The sequence below is a fragment of the Mycobacterium sp. genome (assembly GCF_035314665.1).
Classification (GTDB): Bacteria; Actinomycetota; Actinomycetes; order Mycobacteriales; family Mycobacteriaceae; genus Mycobacterium.
The window spans coordinates 16,159-34,911 of record NZ_DATFZD010000351.1; the positions used below are offsets into that span (position 1 = coordinate 16,159).

Sequence of the window (18,753 nt, forward strand, 5' to 3'; positions counted from 1 at the left end):
GGCGGCTGACCCGATGCTGGATTTTGGAGCACTGCCGCCGGAGATCAACTCCACGCGGATGTATGCCGGTCCGGGGCCGGGCTCGATGCTGTCGGCCGCGACGGCCTGGCAGTCGCTGGCCGACGAGTTGAACTCCGCCGCGGCTGGCTACGGCTCGGTGGTCTCAACCCTGACCAGCGGGCCGTGGACCGGTCCCAGCGCGGGGTCGCTGGCCGCCGCAGTCGCACCCTATGTGACGTGGCTGGGCGCCACGGGCGAGCAGGCCGAACAGACCGCGGCGCAGGCCACCGCGGCGGCCAGTGCGTACGAAACGGCTTTTGCCGCAACAGTTCCGCCCCCGATGGTCGCTGCTAATCGAAGCCTGCTGGCGATGCTCGTCGCGACGAACATCCTCGGCCAGAACACTCCGGCGATTGCCGCTACCGAGGCCCACTACGGCGAAATGTGGGCCCAAGACGCTGCCGCCATGTACAGCTACGCCGGCGCCTCTGCGACCGCCTCACAGGTGACACCGTTCACCACCCCGCCACAAACCACCAACCCGGGCGGGCTGGCCGCACAGGCAGCCGCGGTCACACAGGCTGCCGGCACATCCGGCGGCACTGACGTCCAGACGATCATGTCGTCGGGTCCGCAACTGATCTCGGGGATGCCGCAGGCCCTGCAAAGCCTCGCATCGCCCCAGTCCCTGGCTGGCCTCACAGCGACCGCGACGGATACATCGTCGTCGTCGTCCTCGTCATCGTCACTGTCGATGCTGAACTCCCTCAGCACGCCCTTGCGGATGGCAACGATGCCCATGAGCATGCTCTCCAAACTCTTCACGGCTGGCAGCACGGCCAATGCCGCCCGCGCCGCCAGCACCGCCGCTAACGAGCTGGGGGCCGCGCAGTCGGCTGGGCTCGGCCCGGGCACCGGCGCGCTGACCCTGACCGGCATCGGCGGGATCGGCGCGGCCACGCCCGCTGTCTCCGCGGGTATGGGTCAGGCCACCTCCGTCGGCGCCCTGTCGGTGCCATCGGCCTGGGGCGGCGCAGCGCCCGCAGCAAGCGCCGCAGGTGCACCGTTCAGCGCCGCGGCCGCGGTCCCGGCAGCACACCCGGGTGCGCCGGCGGCGATGTCGCCGATGATGCCGGTGACCAACCTGACCGGACGCGACGGTGCCGCTGCGCCTAGCCGCTACGAGCTCCGTTCCACCGTGATTCCGTTCACGCCGGCAGCCGGCTGACGCTCGCAGTCGGCGCGAGACTAACCAATTGCAGCCAGCTTCGGTAACAGATCGTCGCACGTACGGCGGATGAAGCCGATCGGATCGGGATTGCCGGGCATCACACCGACGTGAACCAAAGAGATTCCTTGCGCGGCATAGGATTCGACTTCGGTGAGAAACCCGTCGAGGTCCTCGAATGGATCTTGGAAGAAGAAGCCTTTGGTCACTTCGATCTCGTCGGGGTCGCGACCCACGGTGTCGCAGTGTTGCTTCAACACTTCCATCTTGTGCTTGAGTTCCTCGACCGACTCGCCGCATTCTCAGCCGCCGAACGCGAGGCCTGGACCGTTCTGGAACGCAGCTATCAGCTTCTGTTTGCCGGACGGTGAAATTGCTTACACGTCAAGAGCTTTCAGCAGCAGGCGCGAGGATGTGGCGACATCAACCGATCCATAGCAAGATGCTGACCATGAAACACGTAATGACGATGGCGCTGATCGCCACCGCCATGCTGGCCGCGCCGGCAGCCCACGCGGACCCCGATCCCCATAAACCCGACTACGGTGCCAATTACTGCCCGGGTGGCGTGACCACAGACCCGGCGTCCCCCGGACCCTCCTGCAACGGCGTGCCCTATCCGGATGGCTCGTACTGGCGCGCCCAACAGCACGGCACGTCGAGCTCCTTCGTGGTGGTGCAGTGCGTCGTGCCCGCTCCCCCGCCAGGTCCCTTCGGTCTTGTGCCGCAAGTGCCCGGACCGTTACCGGCACCGCCTGGCAGCTGCGGTCAATGACGTTCTGAGAGCGACGCTCGTCGCCGTCGATAGATGGCGAACACATTTGCGCAAAAAGCGAAGTAGGACTCGGTTCCCATCCCTAGCATTTCCCTGTGACTCCTCTAGCATCTCCCTGAGACTCACCTGACTTCAAGACGAACGGAAGGGAATCCAATGCTCTCACTTCGCTGGGCGGCCAGACTTGCCATCCCCGTAATGGCCGGCGCTGCCCTGCTTAGTAGCTCCGCGATTGCGACTGCCACTACTGCCCAGGACGACGCATACCTCGCACAACTGCACGCCGTCGGCCTCACGTGGCCACCCAGCTCGGAAGAGGCGCTCATTGGGGAGGCGCACCTCATCTGCTACGACCTCCAGTGGGCTTGGCAGCCACAAACAATTGCCGACGACATTCACGACCACATGAACAAGAGGGGCGTCACGTTGCAAGACGTCGGAACCATGGTCGACGCCGCACACAAAATCTATTGCCCCGGCAACCAGTGCGTCGACCCCTTCCAATGCACGTGACAGCGGATGTAACCGGAGCCATCCAATTGTCTTGGGCGGCTCCGGTTACATCACACGAGCATCAACGGCGTGCCGAAGCTGGCTCGCCGCCCTGAAACGCTCAGCAGTGGGCGGCCCAGCATAGCTGGTTGGGGCAGTAGGTCGAACGCGCGATGTTCACCAGGGATCCAACGTCGTGCACATGGATGTTGTCCGGGTCCAAGTTGGCGTGGACGCTGTTGGCAATTTGTTGTGGCGTCCAACCCCACCCGAGATCGTCACAGATAAGGAGAGCCGTCCCGATGAGTGCCTGCTCGTGGCCCGGCGGCCAAGTAAGGCCGGCGCCACGCAGTTGATCGAGGTACGCGTCACTGGTGGGATCGGCAGTCGCAGTCGCAGCGCTAGTAACCAGGGCAGCGCCAACCATCGTGGGGATGGTCAGTGCCGCCAGCCAACGGGGTGGGTAGCGCCCCGTGGAGTGGTGTAAGTCGAGCAGGCGTTTCGCCTGAGGCTCTGTGGTTGTCCACTATGCCGTGAGAGCGGCTGTGGCTGCAACGGTTTCGGTCGCGTTGTCATTGGGCTTGAGCAGGGCCAGGGTGGTTTCGGAGAGCGTTTGTCGGCGACTTGCCATTCGTCGTGGGCTTCGACGAGCACAGAGCCGGCCAGCCGCAGCAGCGCGGCAGGGTTGGGGAACACGCCGACCACATCGGTACGCCGTTTAATCTCTTTGTTGAGCCGCTCGAGCGGGTTGGTGCTCCAGATCTTCTTCCAGTGCGGCACAGGGAAATCAGCGAACGCGGTTATGTCCTCGGCCGCCTCGCGCAGCATGGTCTCCACCTTGGGCAGTTGGCGGCCCAGCATGTGCGCGATGGTGTCAAGCTGCTCGCGCACGTGCTCGGCGTCGGGTTGGGCGAAGATGGTGCGGATCGCACTCCCGGATCCGCGCCCAAGCCGAACGGCTGGCTCAGGTTCAGCATGCCGAGAATGTCCGGGCAGAGACTCTGCGCGCTCAGCACCAACTTGCCCCGCTGCCTGGAGCGACCCAGCACGTCGCGTTGGGGCAATAGGTCGAGTGTGCGAGGTGCACCATGGCTTCGACTTGTCCGTAGTGAATGCCCCTGCCGTCCAAGTTCGAGTGGATGTCCTGGGCAACTCGGTCGCGCGTAAAACCCGAATTGAGATCGTCACAGATAAGGAGAGCCATCCCGATGAGAGCCTCCTCGTGGCCCGGCGGCCAAGTGAAGCCGAGGCCACGCAGTTGATCGAGGTACGCATCACTGGTGGGATCGGCAGTCGCAATCGCAGAGCCAGTAACCAGGGCAGCGCCAGCCATAATGGGAACGGTGAGTCTGGCCAGCCAGCGAGGTGAGAGCATTTGATGCGCCTTCTTTCTTCTTGGCGTTAACGGTGCCGTCATTGTGGCTCTTCGAGTTTAGCCGGGCAACCGGCATGAAATCTGGGTTACGGCCCGCTGTTTGCGGGTGCAGTGGAATCGTATCCGCCGGGTCGAATGCTCACGGTTCCGGAACCCACAGCCGACGCGTTTAACCTGTTTGAGCAGCCGGTTGTAGCCCTCAGTGCGCGCGTTGGTGATGCCGGTGACCAAGAAGGTGTTGACCTCGGGCCACCAGCTGTCGATGGTGGTGGCCAGGGTCAGCAGTTCGGGGATCTGCGAGTCGATGCACCAGGCCAGGAAGCGGTGCAGACGGTGGCGGGCCAGGTGGGGATCCCCGCCGACGCGCACGGTCGACAGCAGGGTTCGTAGCTCCTCTTTGGCGATCCAGGCTGACAGGATCTGCGCGCTGGGATCCTCAGCGTTAATCCGATTCCACATTTTGGCGAAGCTTTTGTCTGACAAGCGTTCCCGTGCTGTGAGCAAGCGGCGCCGGTTGGCCCACTGCGGGTCGATCTTGCGGCCGCGCCGCTCATGGAGCTCCCAGGTCACCCGGCGGCGCACCTTGGTCAGCGCGTCGTTGGCCAGCTTGGTCACATGGAAGTGGTCGACCACGAGCTTGGCGTTGGGCAGCAGCCCGGGCGTGCGGATCGCCGAGGCGTAGGCAGCGGCGGGATCGATGGCAACTACTTGATGCCCTCTCGGAACTGCGGAGTGCGCGCTTCGAGCCAGGCCACCACCGCCGCGCCGCTGCGGCCTTCGTGCTGCCCCAAAAGGCCCTGATCACCAGCCAGGTCCACGAACCCGGTGTCCCATGGGTCGACCCGCAACCACCGACCGGTCTCGGCGCAGCACTCCCAGCTGGGCTTTCCCCGGCGGGTCTCGTCGATGCCCAACACCGGGGTAGGCGCCGGCTCGGGCAATACTGTCTCGGCTTGAGCGACAAACGCCCGATGCGCCGTCGGCCAGGACACGCCATGGGCCTGGGCGACCTCGGCCACCGAACGCGCCGCGTCACCGACCGCTTCGGCCATCTGCACACGCAGCCGCAAGGTGCTGCGGGCGCGGGCGGGCACCTGGGTGATGGCCTCGGTGAATGACTTCCGCTTGCAGTAGTCTTCTCGGCATCGCCAACGAACTTTGTTCCAGCGCACCACGATACGGCCTTCGCCGTAAGGGATATCTTTCGGCGAGGTAACCGCGTATTGCTTCACCGACGTCGAGACCACCCCGCACGACGGGCACGCCGCCGCCGTCGGCTCATCGGTGACCACGTCGACCACCCGGGTCCCGTCGGCCCGGCGCTCAACACGCTCAACCCGCACTCCTGGCAGCCCGAACAACACTGTCGTAGCGTCAGGCACAGCCCTTGGCTCCTTCCTCGGTCTGGATGCTTCGCGACACTCAGACTTCAGAAGGCCAAGGGCCCTCAGCCGTTAGACACGCCGAACAAGATCAACGGGCCGACCTGCCCGGTAAAGGTTGAAGAGCCGTCATTGTGCGGACACGAATATGAAAAACAGCGAAAGCTGGGGGATACCGAGCGGCGGATTCTCGGCTGTCGGATGCGGAAAGACGCGCCGGTCAATCGTTTTTCAAAATCACGGAAGGGAAACGAGCATGCGTGATGGCGAGCAGGAACTTCCGGCGGAGCAGTTGCAGCAGATCAAAGCTGCTGCTCAGCGCAAGGCGCAGGAGTTTGGGCCTGTGTCAGTTGAGACGATGCGTAGGGTGCTCAGATCACGGCGCCAGCGTTGAACAAGCTTTACGGTCACGATCAGCAGTAAACCACGTCTAAATGTCTTAACTGAGAATCGTCTTGATGAGATGATGACACCGACTGGCTGAAGAACGCTCTAGAGGCAACGGGGTGCGGGCATTTGTCGCGTTTCCTTTCGTCTTGGGGTTGACGATGCCCGTCAGTGTGCGCGTCTAACGCGGCGCAAAATTGAAAAATAGTAAATGGCTGGGAAAGAGCCCATAAAAAGCTGGATCACCGCGCTATCGGACCGGCGGGCGAGCGTCGTCGTCGACGTCATCGAGCTGCAGCCGAGCGCCGAGCTGCCCTGGAGCTAGGGGATCCGGCCTTTAATCCACCGAGCTGATGGTCGCACTGCAAATGGGCAGCGCGACGGGCAACTCATGAGCTACGGAGTCGCCGGGGGCCGTGACCACCAACGTGCCTTCACGTGGGCACGAGTTCCCGGTCCCGGTCTCGACCGCGTAGGACTCGACGTCCGCATTGGCGACGTCGCCGGGGGCGAGCGTGAGGACATGTGCCGCAAGGGCAGTCCGGTTCTGTACGTGAACCAGCACACCGCCGGCGGCCGTGACCAGGTTTGCGTCGGGGTAGCCGACGAGCATGCACGGGTTTGACGACGTGTTCTTGAAGGACACGACCACGCGACGCATGGTGCTGGCCGACTCGATCGGACCGTTGGTGACCGTCAGGTCAGCGTCGGAGCAATGGCCTGGCGCACCGGCGGGCGCACCGCCGCCTCCGCCGCCGCCGTTGGGCGGACCCCCGGCGTGTGCGGTCGCGGCCCCGCCAAGCGTTGCGGCCACAATCGCTATCCCAGCTGCCAATGTCGCTAACGGCTTCATGATTTCTCCATTTGCTACTGCCGTTCGGATGCCGTGGCAATATTCAATTGGCGGGCGTGTGCGGCACATGTTAAGCGACATTCCGCGCGCCCATCGACAATTGGCAAAAATCCCGCCTACTTGCCAACGGGCGTCGCTGTCACGATGTCTTTGCCGCTTGCGTCCTTGCCGATGCTGACCTCGTATTTCGTGCCGCCCGGGCCGTTGAGGTAGAGGTGCTCTTTGACGTAGAGCGTGTCCTCCTCCGTGAGATTTCCGCCGCACGCGGCGAGTAACGACACCGCCAACACGAACCCGATCGCGACGCCGAGCGCAAAGCGCCTTGCAACCAACGTCATTCGCGCCCGTGCCGGAGGCTTGACGAATTTTGTGATTTAGCAGTCGGTGTCATGGTTCGCCCTATCCAGAGGTGGTTAGTTCACCGCGCCGCGCGTCACTTGCGGCGCGGGCCCAGCACGATGACGCGACAACAGACGCGCTGCTTGGCCCGGCGCACCAAGTTGGAGCATCGCGGCCAACGCGGTTTCCAAGACCACTTCTTGTTGCACACGACTACCGCCAATCGACGGAAGCCCGGCAAGCGATTCGAGGAGGTAGTCCAGCGCGGCGCGCGGCTCACCAGCCGTCAATGCAATAAGACCTTCGCCAATGAGACGCAACGTCGTTGCCTGCGCATCGGTCGCACCCGGAACATCTATCGCTCGGATAGCGGCCGGATCGTTCGCTGCGGCGAGTACCAGCAGCGCATGGAATGCGATAAATGGTGTTTGCGGCGCATATGCAAGCGAGCCGACCTCGGCGAGCAGCGGCATCGGATCAGGTGGAGTAACCCAGTCCGGATGCAGGCGCGCGCGCCAGGCGAGTGAACCGGCATCGACGAGGCAGCGGACGTCCTTCGACTGGGGCGGTGCGAGAAACGCGGCGTACCGACGCGCCGCCGCAGCCGCGTCGCCCATCGCGAGCTCGTGCAGCGCGGAGTGCCATTGAAAGTGCGGGAGGTACCGCTGCGTGATGCCGTCGCTCGTGATCCAGTCCGTCAGCCATTTCAGCCCGGCTCCATGCGCGTCGGTTTCGTAGTACACGTGCGTCCGCGCATGCGCGGCGTTGCCATTGCCCGGATCGAGTTCGAGCGCCGCGTCAGCCAGGTCGCCGGCGTCGTACCACAGGCCCTGCTCCGTTCGGCCGTAAGCGCGCAAGCCGAGATACCATGGCGCCTCGCCGTGGACCCCAGTGAAACGCTCGACGTACTGCCACGCGTTTGGCAAGGCGTCGCCAGCCCCTGCGAACGCAATCGACGGCGCCAGCACCAGCAATGCGACCGCGTCGTCCGGTACGCGGTCAAGATGGTCGATGAGGGCGTCGGTGCCCGCCGCGTTTCCCTTCTCGCACCACGTCGCGATGGCCTCGACGTGGCTGCGGTCTTCGTCGCTCCCATGCGCAAGCGCGGCGCGCGCTCGAACGAGGTGTCCGGCGACCGCGTCAGGACCGCCCGCGCGGTCGGGCCGTTCCGTGGCAATCATCGCGAGCGCGACGTGCGCACGCGCGTGATACGGGTCTTCCGCGACCGCGGCGGCGAAGGCGACCGATGCGCCGTCTTGGACGGCGAGCAGGCGACGCACACCCTCGGCATACGAAGCAGGCGCACCAGTCAATGCCGCCTCAGCCGTGATCAGGCTGGGTGCCCGCACCGGGCGGTCTCGGGTGTCGTCGGCGAGCAACTCCGCGATGGCGGCTGCCTGGGTACGGATTTCGGGAATCGCGGTGGTCTCCCACTCTTCGCCTTGGCGGATCGAGCCGAGACACACGATGTCCGGGACCGTTCCCCCGGCTCCGTCGATGAGGTAGCCGTCCGCATCGAGTCGCACGCCTACGCCGCACGGGTGCAGCGACGCGACATTCGTGGCCAACAGGTTCGCCCACAACGCGGACCTTTGCAGTGACCGCCGATCCCACGCCGCGCCAGTAGCGACGACCACCGCGTCGCCGCGCCGACGCACTGATCTGTCGCTCGTTGTCACAACCACTTCCACGCCGCTGCCGTGCAGCGACACATCGGCGACCTCACCGGCCTCGATGACGAGTTGACCACTGTCGATCGCGCCATAAATCGCATCGGCAATCGTAGGCGGCATGCGGTGGCGGAGGACGTCCCACTGCCGCAAGTCCTCGCGCAGGAAGCGGCGCTGGTCCTCCCACCCCAACGAGCGCCACAACTGGGCGGTTCGCGGCCGCAGTGCGTCGATCACTTGCCGCCAGTCCACACCAGCGATGCGCGCGTGCACGAGGTCGGCGGCGAGCGCGGTGCGCAATTGCTCAAGCGAGACTTCGGCAGCGAGCGCATCGACGTTAGGCAACTCCGTCGGCGCGCCGGTAGCGCGGAATCGCCGCGGCAGCGCGCCGTGACGTGACAGCAGCGTGACCGTGGCGCCGCGCGCGATGAGATGCAGCGCGACGTCGACGCCAGTGAGTCCCGAACCGATCACCAAGACGCTCGCGGGCCGGCGGGCACCAAGGGCCGCGAGCGCGCCGGGCGCCCATGGATCCACCACCACCTTGCCGTCGGTGCCTGCGTCCAACACCGGAGCGAAGGCGCGTTCCAACGATTCGGACATGCCACCCTCGGGGCGCCCGGACGCGAGCACAACGGCGTCGGCCGCCAACGAACGCCCGTCGTTCAGGGCGAGGCGCACCGGCATGCCCGGCTCCAAACCGACAACCTCGGCAGTCTCCATCCGGATATCGGCGGCCGCGAGTTGTTCTCGCAGGTAGCGGCCGTACGCAAGACGCGGCGCGAAGCTGTCCGCCACGCTGACAGCTCGTTCATCGAGCCAACGGCAGAAGTGATCGGGATCGTCTGGCCATGCGGACATGCGCTGCGCAGGAACGTTCAACAAGTGCGTCGGGTCGTTGGTGCCGTACGCCGCGCCGGTGCCAGGACGACCGGACGCGTCGATCAGCGTGATCTGCGCTTCTGGTTTGCGCCGGCGCAGGTGTACCGCGGCGAGCACGCCCGCGGCACCACCGCCCACGATCGCGACGCGCATCATGGCGAAAGGCTATATCTTGCGGACGATTTGAAATGCTTTATCGCCGCGCTACAGGCTGCCCAGGTCGTCGGGGACGTCGACGGCGTGCGCCCGCAGCGCCTCAAGGGGCACGACATCGAGGGTGCGCTCGTGAGTGGAGGCCAACACCACCGGAGCGGCGCAACCGTCGCGGTAGGCCAGCAGCCAGTTTCCGGCGGTGACGCACCAGCGGTCGCCGGGGACCAGGCCGGGAAACCGCAGTTGCGGCCGCGGGGTCGAAAGGTCGTTTCCGATCGCGCGCTGGTGCTCCAGGAATTCGGCGGTCACCACGGCGCAAATCGTATGCAAGCCAAGATCTTCCGGTCCGGTCGCACAACAACCGTCGCGGTAGAAGCCGGTCAGCGGATCGCTGCTGCATGGCTCCAGCGGACCGCCCAACACGTTGAGCTCAGACATCGGCCACCTCTCTAGATCGCGCCTACTACGTCGGCCACCCGCCGAAGTTGATTGAGGTCGGAACTGGTTGGGATGAGCTGGATTTCGTCGGTGCCGACCGCTTCGAACTTGCGCAGCAACGCGACCAACTCATCCTCGCTACCGGCAAACCCGGTGGTCGGCGCCATCGCGTCAATGTATTCGGGCGGAATCCAATTCATGTAACGCCGCAAATGCCGGTGCACCTGCGGTCGGGCTTCGTCGAGGGGACCGAGCGCGAACCAGAACGACGTGATCAGGTGGGGGCTGGGCTTGCCGGCCTCGGCCCACGCCGCGCGCGCCACGTCGAACAAGTCATTCTGCTTGGCGACATCAAGATCCAGCGTGGTCCCGGCCAGGCCGTCGGCCCAGGCCGCAGCGCTACGGAGGGTCTTCGGCCCGATCGTCCCGATCAGCAGCGGCGGCCCGCCCGCCTGGACCGGCGCCGGCCCGACCGGCAGCACCGACTCGCTGATCTTCTCCCCCGCCCACACTCGTTTCATGACCGCGACGCGCTCGGCCATGCCGCGCATGGTCTGCGTCGCCGGATCCGCCCCGACCGCCTGATAGTCCTCAACCCGACCGCCCACGCCGATGCCCACGGTCAGCCGCCCGCCGCATAGCATGTCCCCCGTCGCCAGCGCCTTGGCCAGCATGACCGGGTCGTGCAGCTGAGGCACGATCACCGTCGTCACCAGCCGCACCCGATCGGTCCACGCGGCCAGCGCGCCCATCAGCGTCAGGGTTTCCGGGTTGTCGAAGGCGATGCGTTCGCCCCAACACAACGATGCGAACGGGCCTTCGTCGATCGCGCGGGCCCAATCCCGCAGCACGGCCGCATCCAGGTCCGGCTCCATGACCGGCATGGTCATCGATATGTGCACGACGGCGATTGTGGCATGCAGACCGGTGGATGCTCGCACGCTGCGGAGTGGCACTATGTCTGGGATGGGCATCACGGCCAATTCCATCGCGCATGTGCGGCTAACCGTCAGCGACATCGAGCGTTCCCGACGGTTCTACGAGAGCGTCTTCGGGTGGCCCGTTCTGATCGAGATCCCGGACAACGCCGACGAGGCGACCCGCAACCAGCTCTCGTTCTTGTTCGGCGGTGTCATCTACGACATGGGCGGCGCGCTGATCGCGCTACGGCCGGTAGCCACCGATCGCTTCCACGAGGACCGCTGCGGGCTGGACCACATCGCGTTCAGGTCGGCCGATAAGGCCGAATTGGACGCCGCAGCACTGCATCTCGACGATCTGGGCATCGAGCACGAGCCGGTCAAGGACATCGGGCCGTCCTACATCCTGGAGTTTCGCGACCCGGACAACATCGCCTTGGAGTTAACCGCGCCGAAGTAGACTGGCAGCACAATGCCTATCGAGTTCAACCACACGATTGTCGCCGCCCGCGATAAACGGGAGTCCGCGGAGTTTCTGACCGAGCTGTTCGGATTGCCGAGCCCGGCGCCATTCGGCCACTTCTTGACCGTCACGCTCGAGCATGGCGCTAGCCTCGACTACGCCGATGTATCCGAAGGTCAGGAGGTCCGACCGCAGCACTATGCGTTCTTGGTCTCGGAGGACGACTTCGACGCGATCTACGGCAAGATCCAATCGCGCGGCCTGGAGCACTGGGCCGACCCGGGCGCTCGTCGGCCTGGCGAGATCAACACCAACGACGGCGGCCGCGGGGTCTACTTCCGCGACCCCGGAGGCCACTTCCTGGAGATTCTCACCCGGCCCTACGGCTCGGGCAGCTAGGCATACCCTGCGTTGCGGGGGCCGTGGCGCCTGCTTTCCTGGTCGCGATAGTCGTCGGCCATCCGACCGACGTGGTCCGGCAAGGCTCCGGTCGCCACGTCGGCCAGCGTCGTTTCTTCCAGCACCGAGCGCATGCTGGCCCGCAGCGCCCGCCAGACGTCGGTCAGCGCCGCGGTTGGACCGGAATACTGCAGATCGCCCAGACCGATATCGCGAACGCTGGCCAGCGGTCCGTCAATCGAGCGCAACACATCAGCGATGCTGATTTCGGTGCCGGGACGAGCCAATTCGTACCCACCGTCGCGACCGCGGTGGCTGCGCACCAGACGGTCGGTGCGAAGGTCGGACAGGATGTCGACGAGGAACTGCGGCGGGATGGCCTGGGCGTTCGCTAAGTCCTCAGTCTTGACCCGCACACCGCCATCGACGGTGGCGAGCTGGACCATTGCCCGCACGGCATACTCCGCCTTGGCCGACATGCGCATGGACACGATCCTCCCACCGACGCCCGACGACGATGCGGGCCGGGGACCGGCCCGAGGAGGAGTCGGGCAGTAGTTCAAGGTTAAGAGCCGGGAAGGCTCAGCCGGTGACCGCCAGCACCGCGTCGGCGTATTCGGGTCGGCACACCACCAGGTCGGGCAGCAGCGGATCGGGCCGGTTGTACTGCAATGGCGAACCGTCGATACGCGACGTGTGCAAACCGGCCGCGCGAGCAACCGCGACCGGGGCGGCCGAGTCCCATTCGTACTGCCCGCCGGCGTGCACGTACACGTCGGCCAGACCCTGAACCACCGCGGCGACCTTCGCGCCGGCCGATCCCATCTCGACGAGCGTCCCATTCAGCTTGTCGCGGACCTGCAGCGCAATCGCGGGTGGTCGGGTGCGCGAGACGACGATGCGGGGCGCCCCGGTGGATGCCGGCGGCGGCGGGGGATCGGGCGTGGCCAACGTGACGCCCTGCGCCGGCAGGGCAACCGCGCCGCCGACCAGATCGCCGGATTGCCACAGCGCGACGTGGACGGCCCAGTCCTGCCGCCCGAGTTCGGAGAACTCCCGGGTGCCGTCCAACGGGTCGACGATCCATACCCGCTCAGAGCGCAACCGCACCGGGTTATCGGCGCCTTCTTCGGACAGCACGGCATCGGCCGGGCGTTCGCGTTCCAGCGCCTCCATCAGGTAGTCGTGGGATCGCTTGTCCCCCGCTGCTTTTCGCTCGGCCTGGGTGGCATCGGCCAGCTCGTCGCGCACCGCGAGCAGTAACCGGCCCGCTTCGGTGGCCAGCCGCGCTGCTACTTCGTGGTCGCTATGGTCGCTCAACGTCGCGACTCGATCAGTTCGACGACTTGATCCGCGAGCTCGTCGCAGCTGCGGTCCGGCGTCAGACGCAGGTCGGGATTCTTCGGCCGCTGGTACGGACTGTCGATGCCGGTGAAATGCGTGATCTCACCCGCGCGGGCCTTGGCGTAGAGCCCCTTGGGGTCTCGGCGCTCGCAATCCTCGAGTGGGGTGTCGCAGAACACCTCGAGAAAGTCGAGCCCGGCCTCGGCATGCACCCGACGGGCCAGTTCGCGATGTTCCGCCAGTGGGCTGATCGCGGGCACCAGCACAGTGTGCCCCGAATCGGCGATCAGCGCAGCCACGTGCGCCAGTCGACGGAGGTTCTCCGCGCGGTCGGCCATGGAAAAGCCCAGGTCGGCATTCAAGCCGTGCCGCAAGTTGTCGCCGTCGAGAACATAAGCGGGAACGCCCTTTTCGAGCAGCTTCTGCTCGACCAGCATCGCCACCGACGACTTACCGGAACCCGAAAGACCGGTGAACCACAGCGTGCGGCCACGCGTCATCCGGTCCTCGGCGGTCACCAGCGACTTGTGCACCACCGTGTTGGGGCTCGCCGTGCGTGTCGACACCTCACGCAGCACCATGCCCGCGGCGACCGTGCCGTTGGTGTCCGGATCGATCAGGATGAACGATCCGGTGCTGGGGTTGCGGGTGTATTCGTCCAGCAGTAACGGCACCTGGGTGCGCAGCGTGATGCGACCAAGTTCGTTGAGCTGCAACGCCTCCGCCGTCGTGTCGCGACGCAGCGTGTTGACGTCGAGCCGATAGTCCAGCGAGGCGACCCGTACCCGCGTGGTTCGGGTGGTGTGTTTGATGACGTAGTCGCGGCCGGGTTCCAGCGCTGAGGCATCCGCCATCCAGCAGACCGTCGCGTCGAATTCCTGAACGACCCTGGGCTGATTGGTGGGCCGGGCGATCATGTCGCCGCGAGAGATGTCGATGTCGTCGGCGAGGCTGACCGACACAGCCATCGGCGGAAACGCTTCCGCCACAGGCCCGGTGGGCCCGTCGATCGCGCTGATCCGGCTGGGCTTGCCGGTCGGCAGCACGACCACGTCGTCGCCCGGACGCATCACGCCGCTGGCCACCGTGCCGGCGTAGCTGCGGTGGTCGGTGTGCTCGTGGGTCTGCGGCCGGATGACGTACTGGACCGGGAACCGGACGTCGACCAGGTTGCGGTCACCGGCGATGAAGACCTCTTCGAGGTGCGACAACAGCGCCGGCCCGTCGTACCAGGGGGTGTGGTCGGACTTGGTAACCACGTTGTCGCCGTGCAACGCCGACATCGGGATAGCCAGCACGTCGTGCACGTCGAGGCGGGTGGCGAAGGCATGGAAGTCGTCGCGGATGGCCTCGAAAGCTTCTTTGTCCCAATCGATCAGGTCCATCTTGTTCACCGCGAGCACGATGTGCTCGATGCCCAGCAGCGACGCCAGGAAGGTGTGCCGACGGGACTGCTCGAGCAGACCGTGGCGGGCGTCGACGAGCACGATCGCCAGTTGCGCTGTCGATGCCCCGGTCACCATGTTGCGGGTGTACTGAACGTGGCCGGGGGTATCGGCGATGATGAATTTGCGCTTGGGAGTAGCGAAGTAGCGATAAGCAACGTCGATCGTGATGCCCTGCTCACGCTCCGCACGCAGCCCGTCGGTGACCAGTGCCAGGTCGGTGTAGTCGTGGCCGCGTTCCTTTGAGGTGGCTTCTACCGAGGCCCACTGGTCTTCCATGACGGCCTTGGAGTCATACAGCAGCCGACCGATCAGCGTGGATTTGCCGTCGTCGACGGAGCCGGCCGTCGCGATGCGCAGCAATGTCGCCATCAGAAGTACCCCTGCCGTTTGCGGTCTTCCATACCGGCCTCGGAAATCCGGTCGTCTGCTCGGGTAGCGCCGCGTTCCGTCAACCGTGACACCGCTGTTTCAGCGATGACATCCGCGACGGTGGACGCGGTCGATTCCACGCACCCGGTGCAGGTCACGTCGCCGACGGTGCGGAATCGCACGGTCTTCTCGACCACCTTCTCGTCGGCGCGGGGCTGCATGTGACGGTGCACCGCCAGCAGCATGCCGTCGCGCTCGAACACCTTGCGGCGGTGCGCGTAATAGATCGACGGCAACGCGATCTTCTCGGCGCCGATGTAGGCCCAGATGTCGAACTCGGTCCAGTTGGAAAGCGGGAACACCCGGATGTGCTCACCCTTGTGGTGTCGCCCGTTGTAGAGGTTCCACAGCTCCGGCCGCTGCGCCTTGGGGTCCCATTGACCGAACTCGTCGCGGAAGCTGAACACCCGCTCCTTGGCGCGTGCCTTCTCCTCGTCACGCCGGGCACCACCGAACGCCGCGTCGAACTTGTTTTCACGGATCGCGCGCAGCAGCGTTACCGTCTGGATCGGGTTGCGCGACGGGATGGTCTCGACGACCCGGCCCGCGTCGATGTCCTCCTGCACCGACGCCACGACCAACCGCGCACCTGTCTCGGCTACGAGCTCGTCGCGCGCTTGGATGACCTCGTCGAAGTTGTGACCGGTGTCGACGTGCATCACCGGGAACGGCAGCCGGCCGGGGCGGAAGGCCTTGATCGCCAGATGCAGCATCACGATCGAGTCCTTGCCGCCGGAGAACAGCAGGACCGGACGCTCGAACTCGGCCGCCACCTCGCGAATGATGTGGATGGCCTCGGCCTCCAGCGAGCGCAGATGGCTTAACTCGTACTGGCCCGCCGCTGGGCTAGTCGCGGTCGCTTGAGTCATGACACTCTCTATTCCAGGTAATGTTGGTTCGATTGACCATGTTTATTGACATTACCGTGTATCCAACCAGCCCGGGATGGCGCTGTCAACGGATTCGCCCGGTCCGGCTTCGTCATCAATAGCCACACCAGCACCGTCAGATGGGCGCGAGTCTCTTCTCAAAAGTGGGGCCGCCCGCGAAGTCGATGTGAGGGAGGCGGTGACCTCTCACTCAGCGACTGCAGAGGCTATTGAGCCTCGTGAGGCTCGGCGAGCTAGAGCTTGACCTCGTTGAGCTTGCCCGTTGCGACGTCGAAGATGAACCCTCGCGACGACTCGTGCTTCGTGACGAACGGGCTGTTTTCGATGCGGCGCAAGGATTGCCGAACGTCCTCGGCAAGATCGGGAAAGGCCTCGGCGGCCCAGGGTGGCTTGAGGCCGGTCTCTTCCTGGATGGCGTGTTTGAAGTCGTCGTCGCTGAAGGTGAGCATCCCGCAGTCGGTGTGGTGGATCAGGATGATCTCCCGCGTTCCCAGCAACCGCTGGCTGATCGCCAGTGAGCGGATCGCATCGTCGGTGACCACCCCGCCGGCGTTTCGGATGACGTGCGCCTCGCCCTCCTTGATCCCAAGTAGCCGGTAGACGTCGAGCCGGGCGTCCATGCACGCGACGACCGCGACATGTTTGCTCGGCGGCAGTGGCAGCGGCCCCTTGAAGGAACTTGCGTATTCGACGTTGTGGGCCAAGTAGTTATCGGTAGCCGTCACGCCAATCTCCTTGTGTCACAGTCTCGTTTGCTGCACACCCCAACCCAAGTGGGTGATTTTAACCGTCGACACGCGGATTTTCACCGGTCCGGATCAGTCCGATCGGAAGAGTTCGGCCATACGTGAGCGGGCCACGATCGACCGCCGCGCCGCCTAGCTGCGCCTTTGGCTCGTGCCGCGACGTGCCCGAGGACATCTTTTACCCTGGCCCCATGCGAGATAGGCAGGGCCGGCAGGCATGATCCGTTTCCTGCTGCGCCGCCTCCTCAATTACCTGGTGTTGCTGGTGCTGGCCTCGTTCATGGCCTTCTGCCTGGCCTCGCTGACGTTTCATCCGCTGGACAGCTTCATCGAGCGTCACCCGCAGCCGCCGGCTGAGGCGATCCACGCCAAGGCCGTTGAGCTGGGCTTGGACAAACCCATTCCGATCCGGTACGCCGAGTGGGCTGGCGGCGTGGTGCAAGGTGACTTCGGCACCACGGTGACCGGTCACCCCGTCTCCCAGGAGTTGTGGTCGCGCGTCGGGGTCAGCCTGCGGCTGGTGCTGATCGGTTCGCTGGTGGGCACGGTGGCCGGCGTGGTCCTGGGCGCCTGGGGAGCGGTCCGTCAGTATCGGCTCAGCGACCGGGTGATCACCGTGCTGTCGCTGATCATTCTGAGCATCCCGTCGTTCGTGCTGGCGGGGCTGCTCATCCTGGCCGCGCTGCGGGTCAACAACCTGTTCGGGGTGCGGATCTTCGCCTACACCGGGGAAACCTCGCCGGTTCCGCCCGGCGGACTCTGGGACCAGTTCGTCGACCGAGCTCGGCACATCGTGTTGCCGAGTCTCACGCTGGCCCTGGGCGCCGCCGCGAGTTTCAGCCGGTATCAGCGCAACGCGATGCTGGACGTGCTCGGTGAGGACTTCATCCGGACCGCGCGGGCCAAGGGCCTGACCAGGCGTCGCGCGCTGTTCAAGCACGGCTTGCGCACCGCACTCATCCCGCTGGCCACGTTGTTCGCCTACGGGGTCAGCGGCCTGGTCGTCGGCGCGGTGTTCGTCGAGAAGATCTTCGGCTGGCACGGCATAGGCGAGTGGGTGGTGCAGGCCATCTCGAGTCAGGATACGCACATCGTCGCGACGATCACGTTGTTCACCGGTGCGGCGCTGCTGTTCGCCGGGCTGTTGTCCGACGTCATCTATGCGGCGTTGGACCCGAGGGTGCGAGTGTCGTGACACGCGCCGGCGACGATGCAGAGCGAACCGATGCTGAGGAGCGGCGCCGATGACCGCGCCCGGTGATGACGCGCTGCTGACGCAGGAGAACCCGACCGACACCACCCCGCTGCGGGTCGGCATCAAGCCGGCGACCTTCACGTCGCGACGAAGCCTCGTGATACGTCGCTTCCTGCGCAACAGGCCTGCCGTGGTGGCGTTGATTCTGCTAGTGGTGCTGTTCGTTGGCTGCTATGGGCTGCCGCCGCTACTCCCCTACGACTACAACGCCCTCGACTACCACGGACTGCTGCAGCCGCCGTCGGTCAAGCACTGGTTCGGCACCAACGCGCTCGGCCAGGACCTGTTGGCCCGGACCCTGCGCGGCATGCAGAAGTCGATGCTGATCGGTTTCTGTGTGGCATTGATATCGACCAGCATTGCCGCCACCGTCGGATCGGTTGCCGGTTACTTCGGCGGCTGGCGTGACCGGGTTCTGATGTGGTTGGTGGACCTGCTGCTGGTGGTACCGGGCTTCCTGATCATCGCCATCGTCACTCCGCGCATCAAACAGTCGAGCAGCATGCTGTGGCTCATTGTGCTGCTCGCCATCTTCGGTTGGATGGTCAGCTCACGGATGGTGCGCGGCCTGACGATGAGCCTGCGAGAACGCGAATTCGTCCGTGCGGCGAAGTATATGGGCGTGTCGAGCCGCCGCGTCATCGTCCATCACATCGTGCCGAACGTCGCCTCCATCCTCATCATCGACGCCACGCTCAACGTGGGATTCGCGATCCTCGCCGAAACCGGTTTGAGCTTCTTGGGATTCGGTGTTCAGCCACCCGACGTGTCGCTGGGCACGCTGATCGCGGACGGCACTCCTTCGGCCACCACATTCCCGTGGGTCTTCCTGTTCCCGGCCGGGACGCTGGTGCTGATCGTGTTGTGCGCCAACCTCACCGGCGA

At 65.3% G+C, this 18,753-nt stretch carries 22 protein-coding genes and 1 pseudogene; 7 read left to right on the plus strand and 16 right to left on the minus strand.

Going from position 1 to position 18,753, the window contains the following annotated elements:
* Positions 1-16 precede the first annotated feature (16 nt).
* Positions 17-1,228, plus strand: a complete 1,212-nt coding sequence (locus VKI00_RS24125; RefSeq protein WP_414687277.1) for a PPE family protein — start codon at positions 17-19, stop codon at positions 1,226-1,228.
* A gap of 20 nt (positions 1,229-1,248) precedes the next feature.
* On the opposite strand, the gene VKI00_RS24130 is transcribed toward VKI00_RS24125, so the two are convergent.
* Entirely contained in the window at positions 1,249-1,464 is a 216-nt protein-coding gene (locus VKI00_RS24130; protein WP_324441991.1) for a hypothetical protein, read from the minus strand.
* A 215-nt stretch (positions 1,465-1,679) separates the two neighbouring features.
* On the opposite strand from VKI00_RS24130, the gene VKI00_RS24135 reads away from it, so the two are divergent.
* Both VKI00_RS24135 and VKI00_RS24140 read left to right on the plus strand, forming a co-directional pair.
* On the plus strand, positions 1,680-2,003 hold the full coding sequence (locus VKI00_RS24135; RefSeq protein ID WP_324441993.1) for a hypothetical protein: 324 nt from the start codon (positions 1,680-1,682) through the stop codon (positions 2,001-2,003).
* Between the two features lie 198 nt (positions 2,004-2,201).
* Positions 2,202-2,516 (plus strand): DUF732 domain-containing protein, encoded by a 315-nt coding sequence (locus VKI00_RS24140; RefSeq protein WP_324441995.1) that lies wholly within the window; start codon positions 2,202-2,204, stop codon positions 2,514-2,516.
* Between the two features lie 100 nt (positions 2,517-2,616).
* Here the strand turns inward: VKI00_RS24140 and VKI00_RS24145 are convergent, their stop codons facing one another.
* From VKI00_RS24145 to VKI00_RS24190, 10 genes and pseudogenes are all read right to left on the minus strand, one after another.
* The gene (locus VKI00_RS24145) at positions 2,617-2,922 is read right to left on the minus strand and encodes a DUF732 domain-containing protein (RefSeq protein WP_324441997.1); all 306 of its coding nucleotides are present in this window, start codon (positions 2,920-2,922) and stop codon (positions 2,617-2,619) included.
* Between the two features lie 99 nt (positions 2,923-3,021).
* A pseudogene (locus VKI00_RS24150) lies at positions 3,022-3,428 on the minus strand (transposase); the annotation flags it as partial.
* A gap of 76 nt (positions 3,429-3,504) precedes the next feature.
* Positions 3,505-3,912 carry a DUF732 domain-containing protein gene (locus tag VKI00_RS24155; protein WP_324441999.1) on the minus strand — a complete coding sequence of 136 codons (408 nt, stop codon included), beginning with the start codon at positions 3,910-3,912 and terminating at the stop codon, positions 3,505-3,507.
* A 15-nt stretch (positions 3,913-3,927) separates the two neighbouring features.
* A complete protein-coding gene (locus VKI00_RS24160; protein WP_324442030.1) occupies positions 3,928-4,620 on the minus strand; it encodes a transposase in 693 nt (230 codons plus the stop codon).
* The gene (locus VKI00_RS24165; RefSeq protein ID WP_324442001.1) at positions 4,575-5,252 is read right to left on the minus strand and encodes a helix-turn-helix domain-containing protein; all 678 of its coding nucleotides are present in this window, start codon (positions 5,250-5,252) and stop codon (positions 4,575-4,577) included. Before VKI00_RS24165 ends, VKI00_RS24160 begins: the two co-directional genes overlap by 46 nt.
* Positions 5,253-5,976: 724 nt before the next feature.
* Entirely contained in the window at positions 5,977-6,492 is a 516-nt protein-coding gene (locus VKI00_RS24170) for a DUF4232 domain-containing protein (protein ID WP_324442003.1), read from the minus strand.
* Between the two features lie 116 nt (positions 6,493-6,608).
* On the minus strand, positions 6,609-6,830 hold the full coding sequence (locus VKI00_RS24175) for a hypothetical protein (protein WP_324442005.1): 222 nt from the start codon (positions 6,828-6,830) through the stop codon (positions 6,609-6,611).
* 75 nt (positions 6,831-6,905) lie between these two features.
* Entirely contained in the window at positions 6,906-9,539 is a 2,634-nt protein-coding gene (locus VKI00_RS24180) for an FAD/NAD(P)-binding protein (protein WP_324442006.1), read from the minus strand.
* 48 nt (positions 9,540-9,587) lie between these two features.
* Positions 9,588-9,974: a DUF2237 domain-containing protein gene (locus tag VKI00_RS24185; protein ID WP_324442008.1), complete on the minus strand. Its 387-nt coding sequence runs from the start codon at positions 9,972-9,974 to the stop codon at positions 9,588-9,590.
* An 11-nt stretch (positions 9,975-9,985) separates the two neighbouring features.
* Positions 9,986-10,864 (minus strand): LLM class flavin-dependent oxidoreductase, encoded by an 879-nt coding sequence (locus VKI00_RS24190; RefSeq protein WP_324442032.1) that lies wholly within the window; start codon positions 10,862-10,864, stop codon positions 9,986-9,988.
* Positions 10,865-10,940: 76 nt separating this feature from the next.
* Here VKI00_RS24190 and VKI00_RS24195 point away from each other — a divergent pair, with 76 nt between their 5' ends.
* On the plus strand, positions 10,941-11,354 hold the full coding sequence (locus VKI00_RS24195) for a VOC family protein (RefSeq protein ID WP_324442010.1): 414 nt from the start codon (positions 10,941-10,943) through the stop codon (positions 11,352-11,354).
* 12 nt (positions 11,355-11,366) lie between these two features.
* Positions 11,367-11,756 carry a VOC family protein gene (locus VKI00_RS24200; RefSeq protein WP_324442012.1) on the plus strand — a complete coding sequence of 130 codons (390 nt, stop codon included), beginning with the start codon at positions 11,367-11,369 and terminating at the stop codon, positions 11,754-11,756.
* Here the strand turns inward: VKI00_RS24200 and VKI00_RS24205 are convergent.
* The 5 genes from VKI00_RS24205 to VKI00_RS24225 all read right to left on the minus strand — a co-directional run bounded on the left by VKI00_RS24205 (position 11,753) and on the right by VKI00_RS24225 (position 16,592).
* Entirely contained in the window at positions 11,753-12,241 is a 489-nt protein-coding gene (locus VKI00_RS24205) for an RrF2 family transcriptional regulator (RefSeq protein ID WP_324442014.1), read from the minus strand. The genes VKI00_RS24200 and VKI00_RS24205 overlap by 4 nt on opposite strands.
* Before the next feature lie 97 nt (positions 12,242-12,338).
* Positions 12,339-13,076 (minus strand): 3'(2'),5'-bisphosphate nucleotidase CysQ, encoded by a 738-nt coding sequence (locus VKI00_RS24210; RefSeq protein WP_324442016.1) that lies wholly within the window; start codon positions 13,074-13,076, stop codon positions 12,339-12,341.
* Positions 13,073-14,917: an adenylyl-sulfate kinase gene (gene cysC / locus VKI00_RS24215; protein WP_324442018.1), complete on the minus strand. Its 1,845-nt coding sequence runs from the start codon at positions 14,915-14,917 to the stop codon at positions 13,073-13,075. The genes VKI00_RS24210 and cysC overlap by 4 nt, the downstream gene beginning before the upstream one ends.
* The gene (cysD, locus tag VKI00_RS24220; protein WP_324442020.1) at positions 14,917-15,846 is read right to left on the minus strand and encodes a sulfate adenylyltransferase subunit CysD; all 930 of its coding nucleotides are present in this window, start codon (positions 15,844-15,846) and stop codon (positions 14,917-14,919) included. The genes cysC and cysD overlap by 1 nt, the downstream gene beginning before the upstream one ends.
* 254 nt (positions 15,847-16,100) lie before the next feature.
* Positions 16,101-16,592: a carbonic anhydrase gene (locus VKI00_RS24225; protein WP_324442022.1), complete on the minus strand. Its 492-nt coding sequence runs from the start codon at positions 16,590-16,592 to the stop codon at positions 16,101-16,103.
* A 238-nt stretch (positions 16,593-16,830) separates the two neighbouring features.
* Between VKI00_RS24225 and VKI00_RS24230 the strand changes: the two genes are divergently transcribed.
* A complete protein-coding gene (locus VKI00_RS24230; protein WP_324442024.1) occupies positions 16,831-17,808 on the plus strand; it encodes an ABC transporter permease in 978 nt (325 codons plus the stop codon).
* Positions 17,809-17,857: 49 nt separating this feature from the next.
* Positions 17,858-18,753, plus strand: an 896-nt coding sequence (locus VKI00_RS24235) for an ABC transporter permease (RefSeq protein ID WP_324442026.1), incomplete at its 3' end; no start/stop codon positions are given.